This window comes from Streptomyces sp. NPDC005794 (assembly GCF_042871445.1).
Classification (GTDB): Bacteria; Actinomycetota; Actinomycetes; order Streptomycetales; family Streptomycetaceae; genus Streptomyces.
This window is the reverse complement of the sequence record NZ_JBIAIN010000002.1, coordinates 191,540-212,232: the sequence shown is the minus strand read 5'-3', so window position 1 is coordinate 212,232 and position 20,693 is coordinate 191,540. Positions and strand designations below refer to the sequence as shown.

The window sequence follows — 20,693 nt, the reverse complement described above, 5'->3', positions numbered from 1 at the left end:
TCTTCCGAGCGCGGCGCGCCCTCGTCATCGGCGACCCCATGCAGCTCACGCACCTCACGAAGACCAGCCCGGACCGCGAGGCTCTCCTCCGGCGTGGGAACGGGCTGCGGTCTGATTGGCTGGAGAAACACCGCCTTGCCTACCGACCCCACTCTGCCTTCCACGCGGCCGAACGCTCCGCGGGCGGCACGTTGCTTCTCGACGAGCATTTTCGCTGCCACCCACACATCGCCGCGATCTCCAACGACCTCTTCTACGACGGCGGACTGACCGTCCTCACCGACACCCGCGGCCGCCCAGCCCCGGCGCGTCCGCCGTCATCTGGACAGACGTACCCGGACGGGCGGCCCGCCCCCGGTTCGGTGGCTCCGGGTCAACGAGGACGAGATTCGAAAAGCGCACGACAGCGTCAACTACCTGCTGGGGCAGCTGCCGCCCGAGACCACCCTCGGCGTCGTCACGCCCTTCACGGCTCAGGCAGAAGCGCTGCGGAAGCGGTTGAGACCGTACGACGAGGAGCGTCTGCGGGTCGGTACGGTGCACACCTTCCAGGGCGGTGAACGCGATGTCATGGTGTTCTCCCTCGTCGCTGGCGAAGGCATGCACCCCGGTGCCGTCGAGTGGGTCGGCGAGCAACTGAACCTCTGGAACGTCGCCGTCACCCGAGCACGCGGTCACCTCATCATGGTGGGGGACAAGGAGCGCTGGCGGAAGCGGGGAGGCGTGGCCGCCGCGCTGCTGGAGGCTGCGGAGCGCGACGGCGCGCACTCGCGTGACGGCGGCGAAGACGTGCCACTCAAACGCCTGTACCAGGTCCTCTCCCGCCGGCCGGGAGCCACCGTCACGCTGGGCGAGAACGTACACGGGCATCCGGCGGACGCTCTGGTGCGCGGTTTCGACAGCACCGCCCCCAAGGCCGTACTACTCGACCGAGGAGTGGAAGAGGGCACCGACGCGGCACGCCACCTGCGGCTCATGCTGCACCGCCGGAACCTGCTGGGCAGTGGTGACGGCGAAGTCGAAGCCGCTCGTTGGCCAGCCTGGAGGTTGGTTGTACGACACCGATGAGCAGCGGGGGTGATTTTTCATCTGGGACCATCGCGGCTTGGTGCCGCCGTCCCAGACGGAGTGCCTCCTCACCCCGGACAGCCGTCAGGAGGAAATCGACCGCCGCTTCTACGCCATAGTCACCGACCTCGTAGGAACGCCCACCGAGCTGGTCGACAAGTCCGGCGAGATCAGGTGACGTAGTCATACAGGTCATCCCGGACTCCGTCGGTGTCCCAGCTGGCGCGCCCGAGGAGGTACTGCATGCCATGCGGGTCGGTGTCACCGGCGTGTTCGGCGATGCCCCAGCAGTTCATGCGGGGCGGCTGCAACGAAGTTCAACGGCTGCTCACCAGCCTGAGTCCTGACACCTGCCCGCATCTTGGCCTGCCCCGAGGCCTGGTCCACCTGGCGCCGATGCCACCAACATGAGCCCGCACCAGCCACTACCGACGCCGCGAAGCAACACTTCACTCGCCAAAACGATCTACGGCTGGGCAGAAGCGGAGGCGGCACCATGTCCTGGGCAAGGTTGAGCGGTGTCCCGTTTCTTCCGATCTCGCTGCTTCGAGACAGGCCGGGGCGGTCGGGGGCCGGTGCCCGGGTGTGCGCTGGGGCTGTGGCGGAGTCAGCCCAGCACTCCGGTGAGAGCGCGGGTGAGTACGGTGGCGAAGCGGTCGCGGGAGTTGCGTTCGGGCTGGGTGTCGGCGAGCAAGGCGGAGATACGGGGGTGGGTGCCGGCGGTGGCCACGTGGCTCAGGAAGGAGGACTGGCGTTGGGCGTCGGGGTCTGCGGCAGCCAGTTCATTCTGGACGAAGAGCGCGGTCAGAGCGTTCAGTACGGCGAATGCCTCGAGTTTGTGGGCGGCCTCGGCCGGATGGTCGGCGAGTACGTCGAGTAGGTGCTCGAGCAGGTCGGTCCCGTGCGGGCCGAGGATGGGACGCGTGACGACCAGGATCGGCAGCCAGGGGTGGCGCCGCATGATCTGTCGGGCCTGGTGGGCGATATCCAGAAGGTCCGCCTGCCAGTCGCCACTTGGGGCGGGTAGGCGGTATTCGCCGGCAGTGCTGTCGATCATCAGGTCGAGCAGGTCGTCGCGGGTGGCCACATAGCGGTAGAGCGAGGCGGCACCGGTGCCCAGGGCCGCGGCGAGGCGGCGCATGGACAGGGCGTCCAGGCCCTCTCGGTCGGCCAGTTCCACTGCGGCGGCGGTGATTTCGGCGCGGCTGCGCTCGGCCGGGCGTCCGACAGGTGCCTGCTCCGGACGCAGCCAGATCACCGGTTCTCGCTGTCCTGTCACTGCCACCTCCTGTGTTGTCGCCACTCTACCTTTCCGAGTACGGTGTTCGCGAACGACGTTTGCGAACTATTGAGGGAGTCGCCATGCCGCGCTTCACGTACAACGACGGAGTCCAGATCGCCTTCGAACACCTCGGAGGGGCAGGCGGCGACCCGCTGCTGCTGGTGATGGGACTGGGGACCTCGCGGTTCTGGTGGCCGGACGGACTGGTGAACGAATTGGTGCACCACGGCTTCCACGTCGTGGCCTACGACCACCGCGACGCCGGTCAGTCCACCCACCTGCCCGACCGGCGCGTGGGCCCTCCGATCGCAGCCCTCCTGCGCCACGCGCCCCCGGCCTACAGCGCCGAGGACCTGGTCGACGACGCGGTCACCGTCCTCGACGCGCTCGGCTGGGAGCGTGCCCACCTCTTCGGCCATTCCATGGGCGGGCTCGTGGCGCAGCGCATCGCGGTCCGCCATCCACAACGCGTGCACACTCTCACCACCTCCTCGGCTGTCCCCAGCGACGCGAAGGGACTGAGTGTCCTGCGCTATCTGCGCTTGGCGCCCCTGGCCCGCTTCGCCAGGTTGCATCACCCCCAGACCCCGCAGGGCAACATGGCCCTGGCCCTGGCCGTCGCCCGCATCCTGGCCGCACCCGGCCAGCGCATCGACGAGTACGACGTGCGTGAGTTCGTGGACAAAGAGGCCGCGCACCAGGTCGTCAGCTTCCGCGACCTGAAGGCACAGAGCCGTCAGATCGGTGCGAAGTGGCACGGCGGCCCGCTCGCCAGGATCACCGCACCTACCCTGGTGCTGCACGGAGAGCGGGATCCGCTGCTGCGCGTGTCGGCTGCACGCGACATCGCCGCTGCCGTCCCCGGCGCCCGCCTGCGCACCCTGCCAGGCATCGGACACTTCCTCATCGGCGACGTCTGGGCTACTTACGCCGACGAACTGCGCGCGCTCGCCGACCGCGTCGACGACCAGCCGTCCGCTGTCTGTGAAGACTGAAGATCATGCGGTGGCCGCGGGGCACAGCGTCGATCCTGTCCGCTGGCAGGACGTTCCGCGCTCGTGGACGTGCGCCCCGGACCGCTGCCAGGCAGCCGGGCTCGGCGACGACACCGCCTTCGCGACCAAGCCGGAGCTGACCGCCCGCATGATGGGCCGGTTCCTGGACGCCGGGCACCGTGTGGGCCGGGTCGCGGGCGACGAGGTCTACGGCGGCAACCCGAAGCTGCGGACCGCGCTGGAGAAGCGCAAGGTCGGCCACGTGTTCGCGGTGGCCTGCTCAGCCGAAGTCGCCACCGGCGCGGGGAAGTTCCGCGCGGACGCCCTGGCCGCGAAGGTGCCCAAGCGGGCCTCGCAGAAGCTGCCGGCCGGGCCGGCGCCAAGGGGCACCGCTTCTACGACTGGGCCGTCATCGACCTGGCCGAGCCCGGGCCCGGCAGTCACTGACCGCTGGCCCGCCGCAACCGCACCACCGGTGAACTGGTCTACTACCGCTGCTTCTTGCCCACGCCTTCCTCGCCGTCGTGCGCGCCAACGAACACGCCCGCCATCTCGACCCTCCACGGGCTGCTCCCGCTCACCTGCAACGAAATCCAGCGCCGGTTCACGACGCTCGTCGCCCGGCCCGTGCACGACGTGGCCCACCGGCTCCGCTGGTCAGCCTCGCGACGCCGCCATCAGGCCCGAGTCCAGGCCAGCCATTACCGCCGACAAGCCGCGAATCAGACATGAAGATCACGATCTACGGCTGGCTGGTCCGCGCGCCAGAACCACAGCGTCCTGCCGACTGCCCGATCAGGAGTCCCGTCGTAGCGGCTACGGCCTCGAGGTATGGGGCGCGGCGTCCGCCGAGCGCGACCGCCGTGCCACCGAGGCGCTGGAGCTGACCGGGCACTCGGTGCCGCCGGAAGATCACAGCTGATCATCGAGCTCCTGTCGAACTGGTGTGGTCCCCGTATTCTGCGCCCTGCACGCCGCAAGCCCCCGACCGTACGAACTGGTTGTCGGCGCACTCACTCCTTCTGGTAGCTGAGGTCTCCTCACCGTCACGTTCCTCCCCCCACGCGGTTACATAGGAGCACTCATTGAGCCGAGTCCGGGATCGAAGGACCACAAGAGAGAAGTGATGGACATGCGAAACGAGGCCACCGAGAGGGCCGAGCTGGTCTTCTCCCTCTTCGACGCCAACGGCAACGGGGTCCTCGACTCCGAGGACTTCGACCTCATGACGGGACGTGTTCTGGAGGTGGCGGTCGCGTCGGACGACGGCGCCAGGGAGGCCATTCGGGCCGCGTTCCGCCGCTACTGGACCACACTGGCCACGGAGCTGGACGCCAACGGCGATGGTGTGATCTCCGTCGACGAGTTCCGTCCGTTCGTGCTCGACCCCGAGCGCTTCGGTCCCACGATCACCGAGTTCGCCGAGGCACTCGCCGTACTCGGCGACCCCGACGGCGACGGCCTGATCGAGCGCCCGCTCTTCGTATCGCTGATGAGGGCGATCGGCTTCGCGGAGGCGAACATCCATGCGCTTTTCGACGCCTTCGGCCCGGACGCCGAGGACCGCATCACCGTGACCACGTGGGCCAGGGGCATCGAGGACTACTACGCGCCGGACATGGGTGGAATTCCGGCTGACCAACTGGTGGCTGTCCGGGCCGTCTGACACGGCCCGGACATGAGCGTTCCGTGGCGGCGCGGGCCGTCCCGGGACGCCGCCGGTCGGGCCCTCAGATCGGCCCCGTGAGGTCAAGGCGGTGCCGAGCCCGTGCGGACGTCTTCGTGAGCGGACGTCAGGATCGCGTCTTGTGCGCGAAGACCCACCGGTTCCCCTCCAGCGCGTCGTTCGGCTCGGGGAGGGGACCACGTCCCCTCTGACGGGTGAAGTCGAAGGGCGTGTGCACCGAGGTGGACCAGCCCTTGGCCGCCAGGGCACCCGCGGAGTCGGGGCGCGGCCCCCTGTCGAAGAGGTCGAGCAGATCGATGCCGATCTGCTCTCGCGTCGCCGTGTAGATCGGGCTGTCGCGGTACGCGAGCAGGTCCTTCTCCAGCTTGGCCTCGAAGGCCAGGGCGCTGCCCCCGGTGGTGAGCCGGTCCACCGTGTCGATGAGGTACGTCTCGGCGGGGGCCGGTAGGTAGAAGAGCAGTCCTTCGGCCAGCCAGACGCTTGGAGCGGCCGGGTCGAAGCCGACAGAGGTCAGGGCGGTGACCCAGTCGGCGCGCAGGTCGACCGGTACCGGGATCCGCTTCGCCTTCGGGGCGGCCGACAGGTCCGTAAGCACCTGTTCCTTGAAGGCCAGCACGCCCGCCCTGTCGATCTCGAAGACGACGCAGTCGGACGGCAGGTCCAGTCGGAAGGCGCGGGTGTCCAACCCAGCCCCCAGCAGGACCACTTGGCGTACGCCCGTACCGACCGACCGGTGGAGGAAGTCGTCGAGGACTCTGGTCCGCAGACCGAAGTAGCGGGCGAACCTCCCCCACAACGGGTTGTCGTCTCCTTCCGGGACCTGTTGGATGCTCACCGGCCAGTCCGCGCAGGCGGGGGCTGCACGGACGAAGTGCTCCGCGTAGACGTCCCGGGCCAGGCTGTCGTGGCGGTGGGTCTCGATCGCCCGTGCGGCGGCGACCAGCAGGGCGGTCAGTCCCACGCCTGCGTCCACGCCTTCGGCGCCGGTCCGCCGCGTCGCCGTGGTGGTCGTGTCCCCTTCGGCGGGAGCGAAGAACACGGAAGGGTCGCTGGTGGGATGGCGAGGGTCTCCGGTGGTGGAGGTTTCACTCATCGGTCTCTTCTTTCCGGCAGCAGGACGGGCTTGATCACGCGTCCGGCGTCACAGTCTCGTTCGGCCTCGTTGATGTCGGCCAAGGGATAGGTGTGGATCAGTTGGTCGAAGGGGAAGCGGCCGGCCTGCCACAGACCGATCAGCCGGGGTATCAGCAGTTCGGGTACGGCGTCCCCCTCGCAGATGTGCCGGATGCTGCGGCCCCCGTCGAGCGTGCCCGGTTCGAGCGGCAGTGCGGTGTGGAGGCGTGCCACGAGACCGAGGGTGCCGGTGGGGCGCAGCGCGCGGAGCGCGTCGTTGATCAGCGGGGCGGAGGCCGTGGTGTCCAGGGCGTACTGCGCGCCGCCGTCGGTGTGCCGACGGATGCGCTCGGCCAGTCCGGCCGTCACGGCGGGCAGCGGGACCGCGCCGAACCGTTCGGCCAGGTCCAGGCGCCCCGGATGCCGGTCGACGGCCACGGTCCGTACGCCGGCGGCGGTGGCCGCCATGACTGAGGCCAGGCCCACCGCTCCCGCGCCGAGTACGACGAGGGTGTCACCGGGGCCGGCACGGAAGGTGTTCAGCACGGCTCCGGCACCGGTGAGGGTGCCGCAGCCGAGCGGACCGAGCAGTTCGAGCGGCAGGGCGGCGTCGACCCTGACGGCGTTGCGCGCCGGGACGAGTGCGTATTCGGCGAAGGAGGACTGGCCGAACCAACGGGGGGCCAGCGCTCCCCCGACGGCGTCGGTGAGCCGTGACGCGTCCTCCTCGCGTCCCCCGAAGAGGTTGAGTGAGGCGAAGGAGTCGCAGTAGGCAGGGGCAGCGCTGCGGCAGTTCCGGCAGTCTCCGCACGAATCGAAGCTCAGTACGACGTGGTCACCGACGCTGATCGCGCTGTCCGGGCCATCGCCGGACGCCACCACGACTCCGCTCCCCTCGTGGCCGAGGACCGCCGGCAGCGGGGTGCGGCCGGCTGATCGCCGGACCGCGAGATCGGTCCGGCACATTCCGCATCCCGCGATCTCGACGAGGATCTCACCGGCGGCCGGGCCGGTGCTCAGGACGACCTCCTCGACCGCGAACGGGGTCTCGTAAGAGCGCAGCACGGCGGCTCGGTACCTCATCGCCCTTCCTCCCTCGGCCGGTGCACGACGAACGGACGCAGGTTGCCGTAGAGGCCCCACGGCCCGCCCGCGACACCGACCCCGCTGTCCTTGACGCCTGCGAAGGGCTGGGCAAGGGAGAGTTCGGCGTGGTGATTGATCCAGGCCGTGCCGCATTCGAGCCGCTCGGCTGTCGCCGCCGCCCGGTCGAGGTCGGTGCCCCACACCGAACCGCCCAGCCCGAAGCCGGTGTCGTTGGCCGCTTCGACGGCTTCGTCGAGGTTTCGGTACGGCAGCACCGGCAGGACCGGCCCGAACTGTTCCTTGGTCACCACCGGGTCGTCGGGAGGGACGTCCGTGAGGATCGTGGGAGCGAAGAAGTAGCCCGGTCCGTCGAGCCGGTGACCACCGGCCGCCGCCCGGGCGCCGGCCGCCATGGCCCGTTGCGTGACCCGCTCGACGCGGGCCAGCTGGGGGGCGTTGTTGACCGGCCCGAGCCGGGTCTCCGAGTCCAGGCCGGATCCGACGACGACGGTCTTCGCGCGGTGTGCGAGGGCCTCGACGACCTCGGCGTGGAGCCGGGCCGGTGCGTAGACGCGTTTGACCGCCATGCAGACCTGCCCGCAGTTGCGGAAGGCGGCCCAGAACAGCTGGTCCGCAACCCGGTCCACGTCGACGTCGTCCAGGAGGACGGCCGCGTCGTTGCCGCCCAGTTCCAGGGTGACACGGGCGAGGGAGGCCGCCGCAGCTGCGGCGACGGCCCGCCCGGTCGGCACCGAGCCGGTGAAGGTGACGTGGCGGATACCCGGGTGGGCGGCGAGGTGGGCACCGAGGGGTTCCCGGCCGGTGATGACGGTCAGGACGTCCTCGGGCAGGGCTGTGGCGAGGACGGCACCGAGCAGTCGGGTGGCAAGGGGGGTGTGCGGGGACGGTTTGAGGACCACGGTGTTACCGGCGGCCAGTGCGGGAGCGAACTTCGCCGACGCGAGCTGGAGGGGGAAGTTCCACGGCACGATCGCGGCAACGGGCCCGAGAGACTGCCAGCGGATCTCGCTGTGTACGGGTCGGCCGTCGTCGATCCGGCGGGTGCGGGGAACCAGAGCGGCGAAGTATCGCAGCCGGGTTGCCGTACGGGCGACCTCGGCGTACGACTCGGCCAGGGGCTTGCCCTGTTCCCTGGTGAGCAACGGAGCGAGGTCGTCTCCGGCAGCATCCACGGCGTCGGCGGCGGCGGTCAGCCGGGCAGTGCGAGCGGCCGGGTCGGCGCGCCATCCGGTCCAGGCGCGCCGGGCCCGGTCGATCGCGTCGTCCAGCTCGTGCGGCTGCTGGTCGGGAGTTTCGTCGAAGGTCTCCCCGGAGGCCGGGTCGAGGACAGGGAGGCCTGGGGCGCGGTGTCCGGGGGCGCTACCGGCTTCCGGTCTCGGCATCCCGGCGGTCAGTTCAGGGCCGGGACGTCGGCGGCGTGCTCCCGGGCCTGCCGGTCCATCTCCGCCCGGAAGGCAGCGACCAGGTGTGGCTGGATCCTTCCGGCATTCCGGTCACCGCCCGAGCAGACCGCTCCCCGCACGCCCACGATGTCCGTGCCGATACGGGTCAGCGGACCGAGGTCGGCCTGCTTGACGCTGCCCGCGAGGGCGGCGAGCAGACCGGACGCGTGGGCGCGGCGGACGAACTCGGCGCAGACGTCCGGCGGAACGTGGTCGAACAACCGCGTCCCGTCCTTGATCGCGGTGTCCAGCATGGCCGCGTCGGCACCGGCGCGGGCTGCGATGTCGGGCAGGGCAAGCGGATTCACGCAACCGACGCGATGGGCGTCGGCGTAGCCCGAGGCGACGACCAGCGCGTCCGGGCGGTGGTCCTTCACCGCCCGGACAACCGCCCGCATGACCTCGACACCCTGCTCGGGAGTCGTGCATCCGTACAGGCCCACCTTGATGTACGTGGCGCCGGAAACGGCCGCCCCGAGCGCGGCCTGCGCCACGGTGCCGGGCTTGTACGGGACGTCGCCCACCGTGGCGGACACCGGTTTGTCCGCCGGTACCGCGTCGCGGATCTCCCGGATGACCCAAGGGAAGTTGGCGCCGAGAGAGCCCTCATCGGGCTTCTTGACGTCGACGATGTCGAGGTGCTCCGCCGCCTTGGCGCAGGCGAGCGCTTCCTCGACGCCGTCAGGGGAGATGAGAAGCAACACCGTGAACTCCTTCCGCCGCGAGTCCGCCCGGCCGGGGGACGGGGAACTGCGGATCACGTGGTTCATGTGCGGTGTGCTCATCATTTCTATTGCCCACGCGCACCGGTAGGGCGTGCGGGGTTCCCCGGGCGGCGCGTGTACGCACACGTACGACTCCGTGTGCACCGGCGCGAACCAGAGCCTGTTGAACCGCGCCGTAACGCCGAGGCGCACCCGTCGTGCGTCACGCGCACCGCACAGCACCGTTTCGGCCCGGCCGTCATGCGCCTGGGCAACGACCGCATGTACGGGAGTGGCCTCACAGGCGGCCTCCAGGTGCTGCGAGAGAGGCCGGACAACGACCCCGAGATCGTCCTCATCACACCGATGGTCTGAACGAGCTGGCTCGCGCCCACCTGGCCGGCAGCCGCAAAGGATGGTGGCCCGCCGGGTCGCTCATCGCGCGGGCACTGGTGGAACTCCACCGCGAACAGAGCGAAGAGGCCGGCATCGTCACGCGGTACGCGTCCAGGCCGAGGCCACCCTGGAGGCGCTGCGCGACGTCGAAGGCGCGGGGCGCCCACTCGCGGAGGTCGGCACGGCCCACCGGTTCCAGGGGCGGGAGTTGACGTCGTCGTCTTCGACACGGTGGCAGGCAGCGTCACATGCAACGTCTACCTGGAATACGTGAACGATGCCCCGGACTCACCGCCGAAGACGATTCATCTCGAGGCCTTCGGCCACCGGAAGGGACCAGAAGCTCCGGTTCCGCCAGGAAGACATCCGCTCCAACCCAGCTCACGACGAACCTCGCCCCTGACACTCCCCCGGAGTCACCATGACCACCCTGACCGCCCTGACCAATGTCTGCCCGCCCCCTGCCTCACCTCCCTCAACCCCCGACTGGAGCCAAGTCGAGACCGAGCTCGGGACCCGGCTTCCCGAGGACTACAAGCAACTCATGGCCACATATGGTCCTGGGGAGTTCTGCAATTTCCTCTCTCTGTACTATCCGCGCGCCCCCCGCGAAGCGGCAGATCTCACCGGGCCTATGCCCGCCCGGCTTCGACAGCAGATCGAAGAAGTCAGGAACAACGCCCGACAGCCCTGGCCACTGCCCCACCCCCCGGAGCAACTCTTCGCCATGGGGGTCACCGGGAACGGTGACTACCTCTTCTGGGTCACCCAGCCCTCGGACAAGCCAGACGCGTGGGACGTCGCGGTCAACCAGGCGCTGCGCGCGCCCTGGTACACCTTCAAGCGAACTCGTGCTGCGCGGCCGCCAGACCATCATCCGGCGTCGCGGTACGGACGGCGCCTCGGCCGTCGGCCAGTCGGCCAAGTCGGCGATCCTTGAACGCTGGGCAGGTGGCTCTGTTATGTCATCCTCCTTGTCGAACACCTGTCGAATGCTGCCACGGCGCCCTTCCCGGGAGTAACGAGCAAAAGCGGCCAGCCAGTCACGGTGTGGGCACGGCCCGGCTCAACACTCGCAGAGACGGTTGGGCGAGCAGCCACGGAGATACGCCGCTGAGCTCCTCGGTACTCCGGCTCCGGGGACCGAGCTGCGTCACGTGGTCCCCGGTGCCGGTAATCGACGCATCTCCCCAGTGCTCCAACAGGACTGCCGGTCCCAGTACGCCTGCATCCCAACGGGTCGACGCGAGGCTGGCGGTTCGCGGCCAGCGGGCGTTGTGCCTGCATCAGGCGCCACACAGTCATGTGGCGACCGCGCGCCCCCTCACTTGGTGCGGCCGGACATCCCCTCTACAGTCCCAACCTGAGCGACGGACTAGCTGAGGAAACTCAACCGCACCTGACGGTCCGCATTGTCGACGTTGGTGTCGACCAGGCAGACGGACTGCCACGTCCCCAGCTCCAGCCGCCCCCCGATCACCGGCAAGGTGGCGTGCGGCGGCACCAGTGCCGGGAGTACGTGGTCGCGGCCGTGGCCGGGGCTCCCGTGGCGATGGCGCCAGCGGTCGTCGGCGGGGAGCAGGGTCCGCAGGGCGGCGAGCAGGTCGTCGTCGCTGCCGGCGCCGGTCTCCAGGACGGCGACGCCGGCCGTGGCATGGGGTACGAAGACGTTGAGCAGGCCGTCTCTGCCGTGAGCGGTGCGGGCCAGGAACTGCGCACAGTCCTCCGTCAGGTCCACGACCGTTTCGGTCCGTCCCGTGGTGACGCTCAGCAGGTGTGTGGCGAAGGTGTCTGACATGGCCCCATTCTCTCGTCGCCGGGGCGGGCACGCCCAGCGGGAAGATCCGGGGCATGGGCAGGGTTGGTAGAAACGTGAACAACTTCGGGACGCGTGAGCTGGACGTGGTCGTCATCGGCGCCGGGCAGGCAGGGCTGTCCGCCGCCTATCATCTGCGTCGCGCCGGCCTCGGCCCCGGCCGGGATTTCGTCGTACTGGATCATGCTCCCCGGCCCGGCGGCGCCTGGCAGTTCCGCTGGCCCTCGCTCACTTACGGCAAGGTGCACGGCATGCACTCCCTGCCCGGCATGGAGCTGACGGGTGCCGATGACAGCAGGCCCTCCTCCGAGGTGATAGCCGCGTATTTCGAAGCATACGAGCTCCGCTTCGGTCTGCGGGTGCGCCGGCCGGTCGAGGTGAGCGCGGTCCGCGCGGGCGCAGACGGCCGACTGCTCGTCGAAACCTCCGAGGGTACGTACGCCACGCGCGCGCTGATCAACGCCACCGGAACCTGGGACCGCCCGTTCTGGCCGCACTATCCGGGCCAGGAGACCTTCCGCGGGCAGCAGTTGCACACCGCGACCTATCCGGGGCCGGAGGGGTTCACCGGCCTGCGGGTGGTCGTGGTCGGCGGCGGCGCGTCGGGCACCCAGCATCTAATGGAGATCGCCGAGGTCGCGGCGGAGACGTACTGGGTGACGCGGCGCCCCCCGGTGTTCCGGGAGGGGCCGTTCGGCGAGGACGAGGGGCGGGCCGCAGTGGCCATGGTGGAGGAGCTCGTACGCGGCGGGCTCCCGCCGCAGAGTGTGGTCAGCGTGACCGGGCTGCCGCTCAACGACGCAGTCCGCCGCGCCCGTGAGCAGGGAATCCTCGACCGGCTCCCCATGTTCGAGCGGATCACGCCGGACGGGGTGGCGTGGGCCGACGGCCGTACGGTCGAGGCCGATGTGATCCTCTGGGCGACCGGCTTCCGGGCCGCCGTCGATCATCTGGCACCGCTGAAACTCCGCGAGCCGGGCGGCGGCATCCGTGTGGAAGACACCCGGGCGGTGCGGGACGCGCGCGTCCATCTCGTCGGCTACGGCCCGTCCGCGAGCACCATCGGCGCCAACCGGGCGGGCCGGGCGGCGGTCCGTTCGGTCACTCGGCTGCTGGACAGCGTGCCTGCCTGACGCGGCACCGGTGGCACCCTCGACACCAGAACACACGAACACGGGATCGGATGTTCGCCCGAACGCGTGGTCGTTCCGGCTTCGGTTCCTCAACTACCGTGCGACAGCTGATGATTACCTCACGCACACGGCGGGCTGCAGACCGCTACCGCGCATGTCCCACAGATGCACCACGCACAAGGAGAATCACCGAATGAACTTCCTGACCAACCTGGTTGCCGACGTCGTCCACTTCGTGGGTTGGCTCGTCTGATCGTCCCCGGCACAACAGCGCCGCCGCTCCCCGTCCCACGGGAGCGGCGGCGCTGCCGTGTACCACCCCGCCCCTCAGGCCCGGGAATCCCTGACGGCAGGTCCGGTGAACGGCGGGAGAGCCGCGAAAGCCGGATCCACCGTGACCGCCTCGGTGAGCGCGTCGAGCGTACGGCGTACCCGGGTGAGGGGGTGGTCCGGGAACTGTGCGTCCCACCGGGCATGGTCCGCCATATGGAAGGGAAGGCCGCCCTGCACGTCGGGGGCGTAGGGGTGTGGGCGGAAGTAGGCGTCGGGGCCGATCTCGGCCATCACGACGGCTTCCCGCATCCCTGTCATCCCACGCTCGGGCGCCTGGATCTTCACCACCGTGCTGCACTCCTGGCGGGGCACCGTGAAGCTGCCGATGAACACCTGCCCGCTGGGCTGCTGGGGCAGCGGAACCTTGAGTATCTGCCGCAGTGCGGGCAGTTCAGCCAGCCGTTTCACCGATGCTTCGATGAGTCCGCCGCCCGCCTGTGCCGTCCAGTGGGTGAGGGCGGTCCGCAGAGCGGGACCGTCGTCCAGGCCGGCCGGAAGGTCGGGCGGGAGGGCGAAGTAGTGCACGGACAGCACATCGCCGTGGTCGTTCATCCAGGCGTCGCCCTGGGCGCCGCCGTTGTTGTCCAGGGGCCGGTATCCGGGGAGTTCCACCCCGAGCAGTGCTCTCATGGGTGGCGATCATGCCGCACTTGCGGGCGGGTCCGCGGCCGGGCAGAGCAGCAAGCACTACGTCGGCAGCCGGTACGTCAGCAGCCGGCCCGGTGCCTCACGTGGCAGCCGGGGCCGGCCGGCTGTCCCGGCGGATCAGGGCGGCATAGCGTCCGTCCTGGGCGAGCAGATCCTCGTGCGTGCCGCGCTCGGCCGTACGGCCGTCGTCCAGGACCACGATCTGGTCCGCGTCCCGGACGGTGGAGAGCCGGTGCGCGATGGTGAGCGTGGTACGGCCCTTCGACAAGGCGTCGATGGCCTGCTGCACTGCGTGTTCCGTACGGGTGTCGAGGGCGCTGGTCGCCTCGTCGAGGATCAGCACGGGCGGGTCCCGGAGGATCGTGCGGGCGATCGCCAGCCGCTGCTTCTCACCACCCGAGAACCGGTACCCGCGTTCGCCGACGAGGGTGTCGTAGCCGTCGGGCAGCCCGGCGATGTGGTCGTGGATCTGCGCGGCGCGGGCGGCGGCCTCGATCTCCTCGTCGGTGGCGTCCGGTTTGGCGAAGCGGAGGTTCTCCGCGACCGAGGCGTGGAAGAGGTAGGTCTCCTGGGAGACCACGCCGACTGCCCGGGCGAGGGTGTCGAAGTCCAGGTCGCGCACGTCGACGCCGTCGATCGTGACCCGGCCCGCCGTGACGTCGTACAGCCTCGGCACCAGGTAGCTGAGCGTGGACTTGCCGGATCCGGTGGGGCCGACGACGGCGAGGCTGTTCCCCGCGGGGACGGTCACGTCGATGCCGCTCAGGGTCGGGCCGCTCTTCGCGTCGTAGCTGAAGGTGACGTCCTCGAAGGCGATCTCGCCGCGGATCTTCTCCAGCCGGACGGGCTTCTCGGGCTCGGTGATGTCCACGTCGAGATCGAGGTACTCGAAGATGCGCGCGAACAGGGCGAGGGACGTCTGCATCTGCACACCGGTGGAGAGCAGGCTCACGGCGGGCCGGAACAGGCCCTGCTGGAGCGAGACGAAGGCGACCAGGGTGCCGATGGACACGGCCGTGGCACCCGACTGGAGGGTGAGCCCCGCCGCCCAGTAGATGACCGCGGGCATGGCGGCCATCACGATGCCGATCGTCGACATCCTCCAGCGCCCTGCCATGTTGGAGCGCACTTCGAGGTCGACCAGGAGCTCCGACTCCTCGGAGAAGGCCTTGGTGAGGGAGTCCGAGCGGCCCATGGTGCGGCCGAGCAGGATGCCGCTGACCGAGAGCGATTCGGTGACCGTGGCCGCCATCGTGGCCATCTGCTTCTGGCGCTGGGTGGTGATCTTCTTGCGCTCCCGGCCGACCCGCCGGCTGATCCAGACGAAGACGGGCAGCAGGAGCAGCGAGACGACGGTGAGCCGCCAGTCCAGCGCGAGCATGGCCACCACGGTGGCGATGACGGAGGTGAGGTTGGAGACCAGGGAGGTGGCGGTGGAGGTGACCGTCGCCTGCATGCCGCCGATGTCGTTGGCGATGCGGGACTGGACCTCGCCCGTGCGGGTCCGGGTGAAGAAGGCGAGCGGCATCCGCTGCAGCTGGGTGTAGACGGCGGTGCGCAGGTCGTGCATGACGCGCTGGCCGACCGTCGTGGAGATCAGGGTCTGCAGGACGCCGAAGACGCTGTTCATCACCGCGGTGAGGATCATGCCGAGCGCGAGCAGCGTGAGCAGCCCCGTGCGCCCCTGGGGGATCGCGGTGTCCAGGATCTCGCGGAGCAGGAACGGGGAGGCGACCGACACCAGCGAGGAGGCACCGACCAGCAGCCCGACCACGGCGAGTCGGCCGCGGTAGGGGCGGAAGAGCCGGAAGATGCGGCGCAGCTCGGCGGGCGGCTGCCCGGCGTCTGCGGCAGGAGGCGTCCAGGTGGGCTCGTCGGGTTTCATGGGCTCCTCGAGAGCGTGCGACGGGTGGGGGCCGGGCTTCCGGCAGCCGACCTCGGGGGCCGGGAAGAGCTGACGGGAGAGCGGACCTTTGAGAGCCTAGCTCATTGTTACCTCTATTCACAATGAACCAGGTCCTGATATTGTTCCCTCATGGACTCCCCCATGGACTCCCCCGATTCCGACGGCATGCTCGCCGAGCAGTTGCTGCGGCTCACGCGCCGTCTCCAGCGCATCCAGAGCCGGCAGCTGGAGCCGATCGGTATCACCCCGGCGCAGTTCCGCCTGCTGCGCACGACCGCGCACTACGACGGCCCGCCCCGGATGGCCGATCTCGCCGAACGCCTGGACGTCGTCCCACGGGCGGTGACCACACTGGTCGACGGCCTGGAGGCGAGCGGCCGGGTGCGGCGTGCCCCGGATCCGACCAACCGCCGGGTGGTCCGTGTCGAGATCACCGAGGAGGGCCGCGGGGTGCTCCGTTCGATGCGCGCCGCGCGGAAGGCCGCCGCGGAGGAGATCCTGGCTCCGTTGACCGCCGATCAGCGCGAGGTGCTCGGCGGGCTGCTCACCGCTCTGGTCGACGGGATGCCGGAGCGCCGCCGCTGCTGAGGCATGCGGTGCGGCCACCGCACCGCAGCGTCGAGGGGATCCTGACATGCCGCTGCTGGAGCCGAAGCCGGAAGCCCTGCGCCCCCGGAAGGCGCGCGCACCGTCCCCCGACCGGGTGCCGGGCTGGAAGGCGTCCGGGACCCCGGCGGAGCTGCGGGCCGGCCTGACCGCCCTGCTCGGTCCGGAGAAGGTGCTGGAAGGTCTCCGACCTGGTGCGGTACGCCTCCGACGCCAGGCCCGTACCGCTTCCTGCCGCAGGTCGTGCTGGTCCCCGAGGACCTCGACGACGTCTCGGCGATCCTCTCCTACGCGCACGGCAACGGCCGCGGCGTCGTCTTCCGGGCCGCAGGCACCAGCCTCAACGGCCAGGCGCAGGGTGAGGACATCCTCGTCGACGTACGCCGCCACTGGACGGGGATCGAGGTGCTGGACGACGGCGCCCGGGCCCGGATCCGGCCCGGGACCACCGTCATGCGGGCACTTCAAGGTCGTCGAGGCATCGGCTCGGGTCGCCCTCGGTGTGGCCGACGCGGTCACCCGCCATGCCGGCGACCGACTGCTCGCGGCCGTGACCCGGCTCGCGCGCAGGGCCGTGGACCCGGATCTGGTGCCGGAATGGCTGCGAGATCCCCGGGGCCGCCCGCCGCGCTCTGCCACCCACCTCCCGGGCGGGAGCGAGTGCCGTCTACTACCCGGCTTGTGTGAACATCCCGCCGAGTAGGGCGGATCGAGCCCCGGCACCGGACCCCCGGTCCCTCACGCCGAAATAATCGGTTGCCCCGGACAGGGTCAGGAAGCGAACCTTGCACGGTTTGGTCCCCCACTGTTCCACGAGGTCCGTCACGGATCTCCGCTTCCGATCCTTGGGACGTCATGCAGATTCGCGATCTTCCGTACTCGGATCCCGGCGATCCCGATGTCCGGTCAGGCCCCCGTTTCCTGTTCTGGCTCGGGAGAAGTCAGCTCACCGGCCAGCTCACATCTCTTTCCTGGGGGCTGCTCCACCACTGCGCGATCGCGGGCCTCCCGCTCGCCGTCGGCCTGGCGGTCCAGGCCGTGATCGACCGCTCCGGCCGGGGTCTCGCGGTGGCCGGGGTCCTCCTCGTCGTCCTCGGCGTCCTCATCGCCGTGGGCGACACCATGCTCCACCGGACGGCGGTCACCAACTGGATCACCGCCGCGGCCCGGGTGCAGCAGCTGCTGGCGCGCAGGACGGCCGAGCTGGGCTCGGCGCTGACCCGGAGGGTGGCGGCGGGTGAAGTGGTGGCGGTGTCCACAGGCGACGTCGAGAAGATCGGATGGTTCGTCGAGGCGCTGTCGCGCTTCCTGGCCGCCGCGACCGCCCTCGTGCTGATCTGCGTCGGGCTGGTCCTCTATCTGCCCTCGCTCGGTGTGCTGGTCGCGATCGCCACCCCGGTCCTGGCGTTGGCCGTACTGCCCCTGCTCCCCCGGGCCACCCGCCGGGCGGATCTGCAGCGCGAGAAGGCGGGCCGGGCCACGGAGCTGGCCTCCGACACGGTCGCCGGGCTGCGGGTGCTGCGCGGCATCGGCGGCGAGGAGCTGTTCCTCGAGCGCTACCGGCGTGCGTCCCAGGAGGTCCGCAAGGCCGCTGTGCGCAGTGCGCGGATGTGGGCGCTCATCTCGGCGATCCAGGTGTTCCTGCCGGGAGTCCTGCTGATCTCGCTGGTCTGGTACGGCGCGACGCTGGCCCGGGACGGGCGGATCGACGTCGGCCAGCTGGTCACCGTGTACAGCGCGGCGGCCCTGATGCTCTTTCCGCTGCGCAACGTGGAGGAGATCGCGATGGCGTACTCCTTCTCGCGGCCGTCGGCGCAGCGCGCGGTCCGGGTGCTGTCCCTGCGCCGCAGCACCCGTCCCCCGACGTCGGACGCCGCGTCGCCACGGGGTGATCTGTACGACCCGGTGACCGGGCTGATGGCGCCTCAGGGCCTGTTCACCGCTGTGGTCTGCGGTGATCCCGACGAGGCGGGGCGGCTGGCGGAACGCCTCGGCGGCCACGCCGAGCCGGACGACTCGGCCGGACCGGTCCCCTCGGTGCTGCTCGGCGGTGTGCCGCTGGACGAGCTGCCGCTCGACTCCGCCCGGGCCGCCGTGCTGGTGCAGGACAAGGACCCGGTGCTGCTGTCCGGAACCCTGCGGGAGCTGCTGGACGTCCCGTCCTCGGGTTCCGTGACGGCCGAGGACGCGCTCGGCGCCGCCCGGTGCGGTGACGTGCTGGACGCGCTCGCCCAGGCGTCCGTCGACGCGGACGGCGACCCGATGAACACCCGGATCACCGAGCGCGGCAGGTCGCTGTCCGGTGGTCAGCGGCAACGGTTGGCCCTGGCCCGTTCGCTGGTCACCGACCCGGAGGCGCTCGTGCTCGACGAGCCGACGTCCGCCGTCGACTCGCACACGGAGGCGAGGGTGGCCGCCGGTATCGAGCGACTGCGCCGAGGCCGTACGACGGTGGCGTTCGCCTCGTCCCCGCTGCTGCTCGATCTCGCCGACCGCGTCGTGCTCCTCCACGAGGGCACGCTCGTGGCGGCGGGAACGCACCGCGAACTGCTGCGGGACGAACCCCGGTACCGGGCCGTCGTGACCCGTGAGACCGATGACGGGACCGCGACACCGGACGCGATCGACGGCCTCCGGCCGGCCCTGGTCGAGGAAATCGAGGAGAGCGCATGATCGGCCTGGCACCACCGGAGTACGACCCGGCAGCACCGCAGTCGGCGACGACCCTGCCGGTCGGTACACCGACGACCGTACGGAACTATGTGCGCGCCCTGCTGCGGCGCCACCGCAAGCCGTTCGTGGTCCTGATCACGGTCAACGCCGTGGCGGTGATCGCGTCGATCACCGGCCCGTACCTGCTGGGCGGGCTGGTCGAGGACCTCTCCGACGGGGTCACCGACCTCCATCTGGAGCGCACCGCCGCGGTGTTCGCGCTGGCGCTGATCGTGCAGACCGTGTTCACGCGGACGATGCGGCTGCGCGGGGCGATGCTCGGTGAGGAGATGCTCGCCGATCTGCGCGAGGACTTCCTCGTACGGTCGGTCAAACTGCCGCCCGGTGTCCTGGAGCGGGCCGGTACCGGGGACCTCCTGTCCAGGATCACGACGGACATCGACCGGCTGGCCAACGCGATGCGTGAGGCCGTGCCCCAGCTGGCGATCGGCGTGGTCTGGGCCGGGCTGCTCCTCGGCGCGCTGACCGTCACCGCCCCACCCCTGGCACTCGCCGTGCTGATCGCGCTTCCGGTGCTGATCGTCGGCTGCCGCTGGTACTTCCGGCGGGCGCCCTCCGCCTACCGCTCGGAGGCGGCCGGTTACGCGGCGGTCGCCGCCGTGCTCGCCGAGACCGTGGACGCCGGACGGACCGTGGAGTCCCACCGGCTGGGGGCCCGCAGGATCGCGCTGTCGGACCGGCGGGTCGCGGAGTGGACGGCCTGGGAGCGGTACACCCTGTTCCTGCGTTCGGTGCTCTTCCCGGTCATCAACACCACGTACGTGACGATTCTCGGCGCGGTGCTGCTGCTCGGCGGCTGGTTCGTGATGGAGGACTGGATCACCGTCGGGCAGCTGACGACGGGGGCGCTCCTGGCGCAGATGATGGTGGACCCGATCGGCCTGGTCCTGCGCTGGTACGACGAGTTGCAGGTCGCCCAGGTGTCGCTGGCCAGGCTCGTCGGCGTACGGGAGATCGAGCCCGACGCGGGTGACGACCTCGTCGGTCCCGACGGCCGGGAGGTGAGGGCCGAGGAGGTGCACTTCGGCTACCGCGCGGGCGTCGACGTCCTGCACGAGGTGTCGCTGGACGTGGCCCCCGGTACGCGGCTGGCGCTGGTCGGACCGTCCGGTGCGGGCAAGTCCACGCTGGGGAGGCTGCTGGCGGGGATCTACGGGCCCCGCGCGGGTTCGGTTTCGCTGGGCGGTGCCGAGCTGTCCCGGATGACGGCGGAGCGGGTTCGGACCCATGTCGCTCTCGTCAACCAGGAGCACCACGTGTTCGTGGGCTCGCTCCGGGACAACCTCCTGCTCGCCCGTACGGACGCCGAGGACGCGGAGCTGTGGGCCTCGCTCGCCGCGGTGGACGCGGACGGCTGGGCGAAGGCCCTCGAGGAAGGGCTGGACGCGGAGGTCGGCTCAGGTGGCATGGCCCTGACTCCGGCTCAGGCGCAGCAGATCGCGCTGGCCCGGCTCGTCCTGGCGGACCCGCACACGCTGGTGCTGGACGAGGCGACGTCGCTGCTCGACCCGCGGGCGGCGCGTCATCTGGAGCGTTCGCTGGCCCGGGTGCTGGACGGCCGTACGGTGATCGCGATCGCGCACCGGCTGCACACCGCGCACGACGCGGATGTGATCGCCGTGGTCGAGGACGGCCGGATCAGTGAACTGGGCAGCCACGACGAGCTGGTGGCCGCGGACGGCGCGTACGCGGCGCTGTGGCGCTCCTGGCACGGCTGAGCGGGT

Annotated in this window: 18 protein-coding genes and 2 pseudogenes; 11 read left to right on the top strand and 9 right to left on the bottom strand. The window is 70.4% G+C overall.

The features are described from left to right. Nucleotides 1–321: 321 nt before the first annotated feature. Together ACFYQ5_RS03610 and ACFYQ5_RS03605 are read left to right on the top strand one after the other, a co-directional pair. Nucleotides 322–1,068 (top strand): AAA domain-containing protein, encoded by a 747-nt coding sequence (locus ACFYQ5_RS03610; protein WP_389193101.1) that lies wholly within the window; start codon nt 322–324, stop codon nt 1,066–1,068. A 37-nt stretch (nt 1,069–1,105) separates the two neighbouring features. After that, a complete protein-coding gene (locus tag ACFYQ5_RS03605) occupies nt 1,106–1,246 on the top strand; it encodes a hypothetical protein (RefSeq protein ID WP_389192522.1) in 141 nt (46 codons plus the stop codon). Here ACFYQ5_RS03605 and ACFYQ5_RS03600 read toward each other — a convergent pair. After that, nucleotides 1,239–1,364 (bottom strand): hypothetical protein, encoded by a 126-nt coding sequence (locus tag ACFYQ5_RS03600; RefSeq protein WP_389192519.1) that lies wholly within the window; start codon nt 1,362–1,364, stop codon nt 1,239–1,241. The genes ACFYQ5_RS03605 and ACFYQ5_RS03600 overlap by 8 nt on opposite strands. A gap of 311 nt (nt 1,365–1,675) precedes the next feature. Continuing rightward, complete coding sequence (locus tag ACFYQ5_RS03595) at nt 1,676–2,347, bottom strand: TetR/AcrR family transcriptional regulator C-terminal domain-containing protein (protein ID WP_389192516.1); 672 nt, start codon at nt 2,345–2,347, stop codon at nt 1,676–1,678. A gap of 83 nt (nt 2,348–2,430) precedes the next feature. Here ACFYQ5_RS03595 and ACFYQ5_RS03590 point away from each other — a divergent pair, with 83 nt between their 5' ends. The 3 genes and pseudogenes from ACFYQ5_RS03590 to ACFYQ5_RS03580 all read left to right on the top strand — a co-directional run bounded on the left by ACFYQ5_RS03590 (nt 2,431) and on the right by ACFYQ5_RS03580 (nt 5,011). Next, nucleotides 2,431–3,345 carry an alpha/beta fold hydrolase gene (locus ACFYQ5_RS03590; RefSeq protein ID WP_389192513.1) on the top strand — a complete coding sequence of 305 codons (915 nt, stop codon included), beginning with the start codon at nt 2,431–2,433 and terminating at the stop codon, nt 3,343–3,345. Nucleotides 3,346–3,397: 52 nt separating this feature from the next. Continuing rightward, a pseudogene (locus ACFYQ5_RS03585) lies at nt 3,398–4,077 on the top strand (transposase); the annotation flags it as partial. Nucleotides 4,078–4,477: 400 nt separating this feature from the next. Continuing rightward, entirely contained in the window at nt 4,478–5,011 is a 534-nt protein-coding gene (locus ACFYQ5_RS03580) for an EF-hand domain-containing protein (protein ID WP_389193098.1), read from the top strand. Nucleotides 5,012–5,138: 127 nt separating this feature from the next. Here the strand turns inward: ACFYQ5_RS03580 and ACFYQ5_RS03575 are convergent, their stop codons facing one another. Genes ACFYQ5_RS03575 through ACFYQ5_RS03560 form a run of 4 tightly spaced genes read right to left on the bottom strand, consistent with a single transcriptional unit; the run spans nt 5,139 to nt 9,398 of the window. Beyond that, nucleotides 5,139–6,125, bottom strand: coding sequence for a class I SAM-dependent methyltransferase (locus tag ACFYQ5_RS03575; protein ID WP_389192510.1), 987 nt, complete (start codon nt 6,123–6,125; stop codon nt 5,139–5,141). Continuing rightward, nucleotides 6,122–7,228, bottom strand: a complete 1,107-nt coding sequence (locus ACFYQ5_RS03570) for an NAD(P)-dependent alcohol dehydrogenase (protein WP_389192506.1) — start codon at nt 7,226–7,228, stop codon at nt 6,122–6,124. Before ACFYQ5_RS03570 ends, ACFYQ5_RS03575 begins: the two co-directional genes overlap by 4 nt. Further along, nucleotides 7,225–8,634 carry an aldehyde dehydrogenase family protein gene (locus tag ACFYQ5_RS03565; RefSeq protein ID WP_389192503.1) on the bottom strand — a complete coding sequence of 470 codons (1,410 nt, stop codon included), beginning with the start codon at nt 8,632–8,634 and terminating at the stop codon, nt 7,225–7,227. The genes ACFYQ5_RS03570 and ACFYQ5_RS03565 overlap by 4 nt, the downstream gene beginning before the upstream one ends. Nucleotides 8,635–8,642: 8 nt before the next feature. Then, nucleotides 8,643–9,398: a (5-formylfuran-3-yl)methyl phosphate synthase gene (locus ACFYQ5_RS03560; protein ID WP_389193095.1), complete on the bottom strand. Its 756-nt coding sequence runs from the start codon at nt 9,396–9,398 to the stop codon at nt 8,643–8,645. Nucleotides 9,399–10,215: 817 nt separating this feature from the next. Between ACFYQ5_RS03560 and ACFYQ5_RS03555 the strand changes: the two genes are divergently transcribed. Beyond that, nucleotides 10,216–10,734: an SMI1/KNR4 family protein gene (locus ACFYQ5_RS03555; protein WP_389192500.1), complete on the top strand. Its 519-nt coding sequence runs from the start codon at nt 10,216–10,218 to the stop codon at nt 10,732–10,734. A 435-nt stretch (nt 10,735–11,169) separates the two neighbouring features. On the opposite strand, the gene ACFYQ5_RS03550 is transcribed toward ACFYQ5_RS03555, so the two are convergent. Continuing rightward, nucleotides 11,170–11,592, bottom strand: a complete 423-nt coding sequence (locus ACFYQ5_RS03550) for a YjbQ family protein (protein WP_389192497.1) — start codon at nt 11,590–11,592, stop codon at nt 11,170–11,172. Nucleotides 11,593–11,666: 74 nt separating this feature from the next. Here ACFYQ5_RS03550 and ACFYQ5_RS03545 point away from each other — a divergent pair, with 74 nt between their 5' ends. Then, nucleotides 11,667–12,743: an FAD-dependent oxidoreductase gene (locus tag ACFYQ5_RS03545; protein WP_389192495.1), complete on the top strand. Its 1,077-nt coding sequence runs from the start codon at nt 11,667–11,669 to the stop codon at nt 12,741–12,743. 327 nt (nt 12,744–13,070) lie between these two features. Here ACFYQ5_RS03545 and ACFYQ5_RS03540 read toward each other — a convergent pair whose 3' ends face one another. Together ACFYQ5_RS03540 and ACFYQ5_RS03535 are read right to left on the bottom strand one after the other, a co-directional pair. After that, the gene (locus ACFYQ5_RS03540) at nt 13,071–13,706 is read right to left on the bottom strand and encodes a hypothetical protein (protein ID WP_389192492.1); all 636 of its coding nucleotides are present in this window, start codon (nt 13,704–13,706) and stop codon (nt 13,071–13,073) included. Nucleotides 13,707–13,803: 97 nt separating this feature from the next. Further along, nucleotides 13,804–15,609 (bottom strand): ABC transporter ATP-binding protein, encoded by a 1,806-nt coding sequence (locus tag ACFYQ5_RS03535; protein ID WP_389192489.1) that lies wholly within the window; start codon nt 15,607–15,609, stop codon nt 13,804–13,806. 162 nt (nt 15,610–15,771) lie between these two features. On the opposite strand from ACFYQ5_RS03535, the gene ACFYQ5_RS03530 reads away from it, so the two are divergent. From ACFYQ5_RS03530 to ACFYQ5_RS03515, 4 genes and pseudogenes are all read left to right on the top strand, one after another. Further along, nucleotides 15,772–16,218: a MarR family winged helix-turn-helix transcriptional regulator gene (locus ACFYQ5_RS03530; protein ID WP_389193092.1), complete on the top strand. Its 447-nt coding sequence runs from the start codon at nt 15,772–15,774 to the stop codon at nt 16,216–16,218. Nucleotides 16,219–16,264: 46 nt separating this feature from the next. Next, nucleotides 16,265–16,698, top strand: a pseudogene (locus ACFYQ5_RS03525) (FAD-binding oxidoreductase); the annotation flags it as partial. A gap of 393 nt (nt 16,699–17,091) precedes the next feature. Continuing rightward, a complete protein-coding gene (locus tag ACFYQ5_RS03520) occupies nt 17,092–18,909 on the top strand; it encodes an ABC transporter transmembrane domain-containing protein (protein ID WP_389192486.1) in 1,818 nt (605 codons plus the stop codon). Further along, nucleotides 18,906–20,687 (top strand): ABC transporter ATP-binding protein, encoded by a 1,782-nt coding sequence (locus tag ACFYQ5_RS03515; RefSeq protein WP_389192483.1) that lies wholly within the window; start codon nt 18,906–18,908, stop codon nt 20,685–20,687. Before ACFYQ5_RS03520 ends, ACFYQ5_RS03515 begins: the two co-directional genes overlap by 4 nt. Nucleotides 20,688–20,693 lie beyond the last annotated feature (6 nt).

Coding starts and splice junctions, on each gene's coding strand:
- ACFYQ5_RS03600 (WP_389192519.1), bottom strand. CDS start 1,364: ATGAACTGCTGGGGCATCGCCGAACACGCCGGTGACACCGACCCGCAT.
- ACFYQ5_RS03590 (WP_389192513.1), top strand. CDS start 2,431: ATGCCGCGCTTCACGTACAACGACGGAGTCCAGATCGCCTTCGAACAC.
- ACFYQ5_RS03580 (WP_389193098.1), top strand. CDS start 4,478: ATGCGAAACGAGGCCACCGAGAGGGCCGAGCTGGTCTTCTCCCTCTTC.
- ACFYQ5_RS03575 (WP_389192510.1), bottom strand. CDS start 6,125: ATGAGTGAAACCTCCACCACCGGAGACCCTCGCCATCCCACCAGCGAC.
- ACFYQ5_RS03570 (WP_389192506.1), bottom strand. CDS start 7,228: ATGAGGTACCGAGCCGCCGTGCTGCGCTCTTACGAGACCCCGTTCGCG.
- ACFYQ5_RS03565 (WP_389192503.1), bottom strand. CDS start 8,634: ATGCCGAGACCGGAAGCCGGTAGCGCCCCCGGACACCGCGCCCCAGGC.
- ACFYQ5_RS03555 (WP_389192500.1), top strand. CDS start 10,216: ATGACCACCCTGACCGCCCTGACCAATGTCTGCCCGCCCCCTGCCTCA.
- ACFYQ5_RS03550 (WP_389192497.1), bottom strand. CDS start 11,592: ATGTCAGACACCTTCGCCACACACCTGCTGAGCGTCACCACGGGACGG.
- ACFYQ5_RS03540 (WP_389192492.1), bottom strand. CDS start 13,706: ATGAGAGCACTGCTCGGGGTGGAACTCCCCGGATACCGGCCCCTGGAC.
- ACFYQ5_RS03535 (WP_389192489.1), bottom strand. CDS start 15,609: ATGAAACCCGACGAGCCCACCTGGACGCCTCCTGCCGCAGACGCCGGG.
- ACFYQ5_RS03530 (WP_389193092.1), top strand. CDS start 15,772: ATGGACTCCCCCGATTCCGACGGCATGCTCGCCGAGCAGTTGCTGCGG.
- ACFYQ5_RS03520 (WP_389192486.1), top strand. CDS start 17,092: ATGCAGATTCGCGATCTTCCGTACTCGGATCCCGGCGATCCCGATGTC.
- ACFYQ5_RS03515 (WP_389192483.1), top strand. CDS start 18,906: ATGATCGGCCTGGCACCACCGGAGTACGACCCGGCAGCACCGCAGTCG.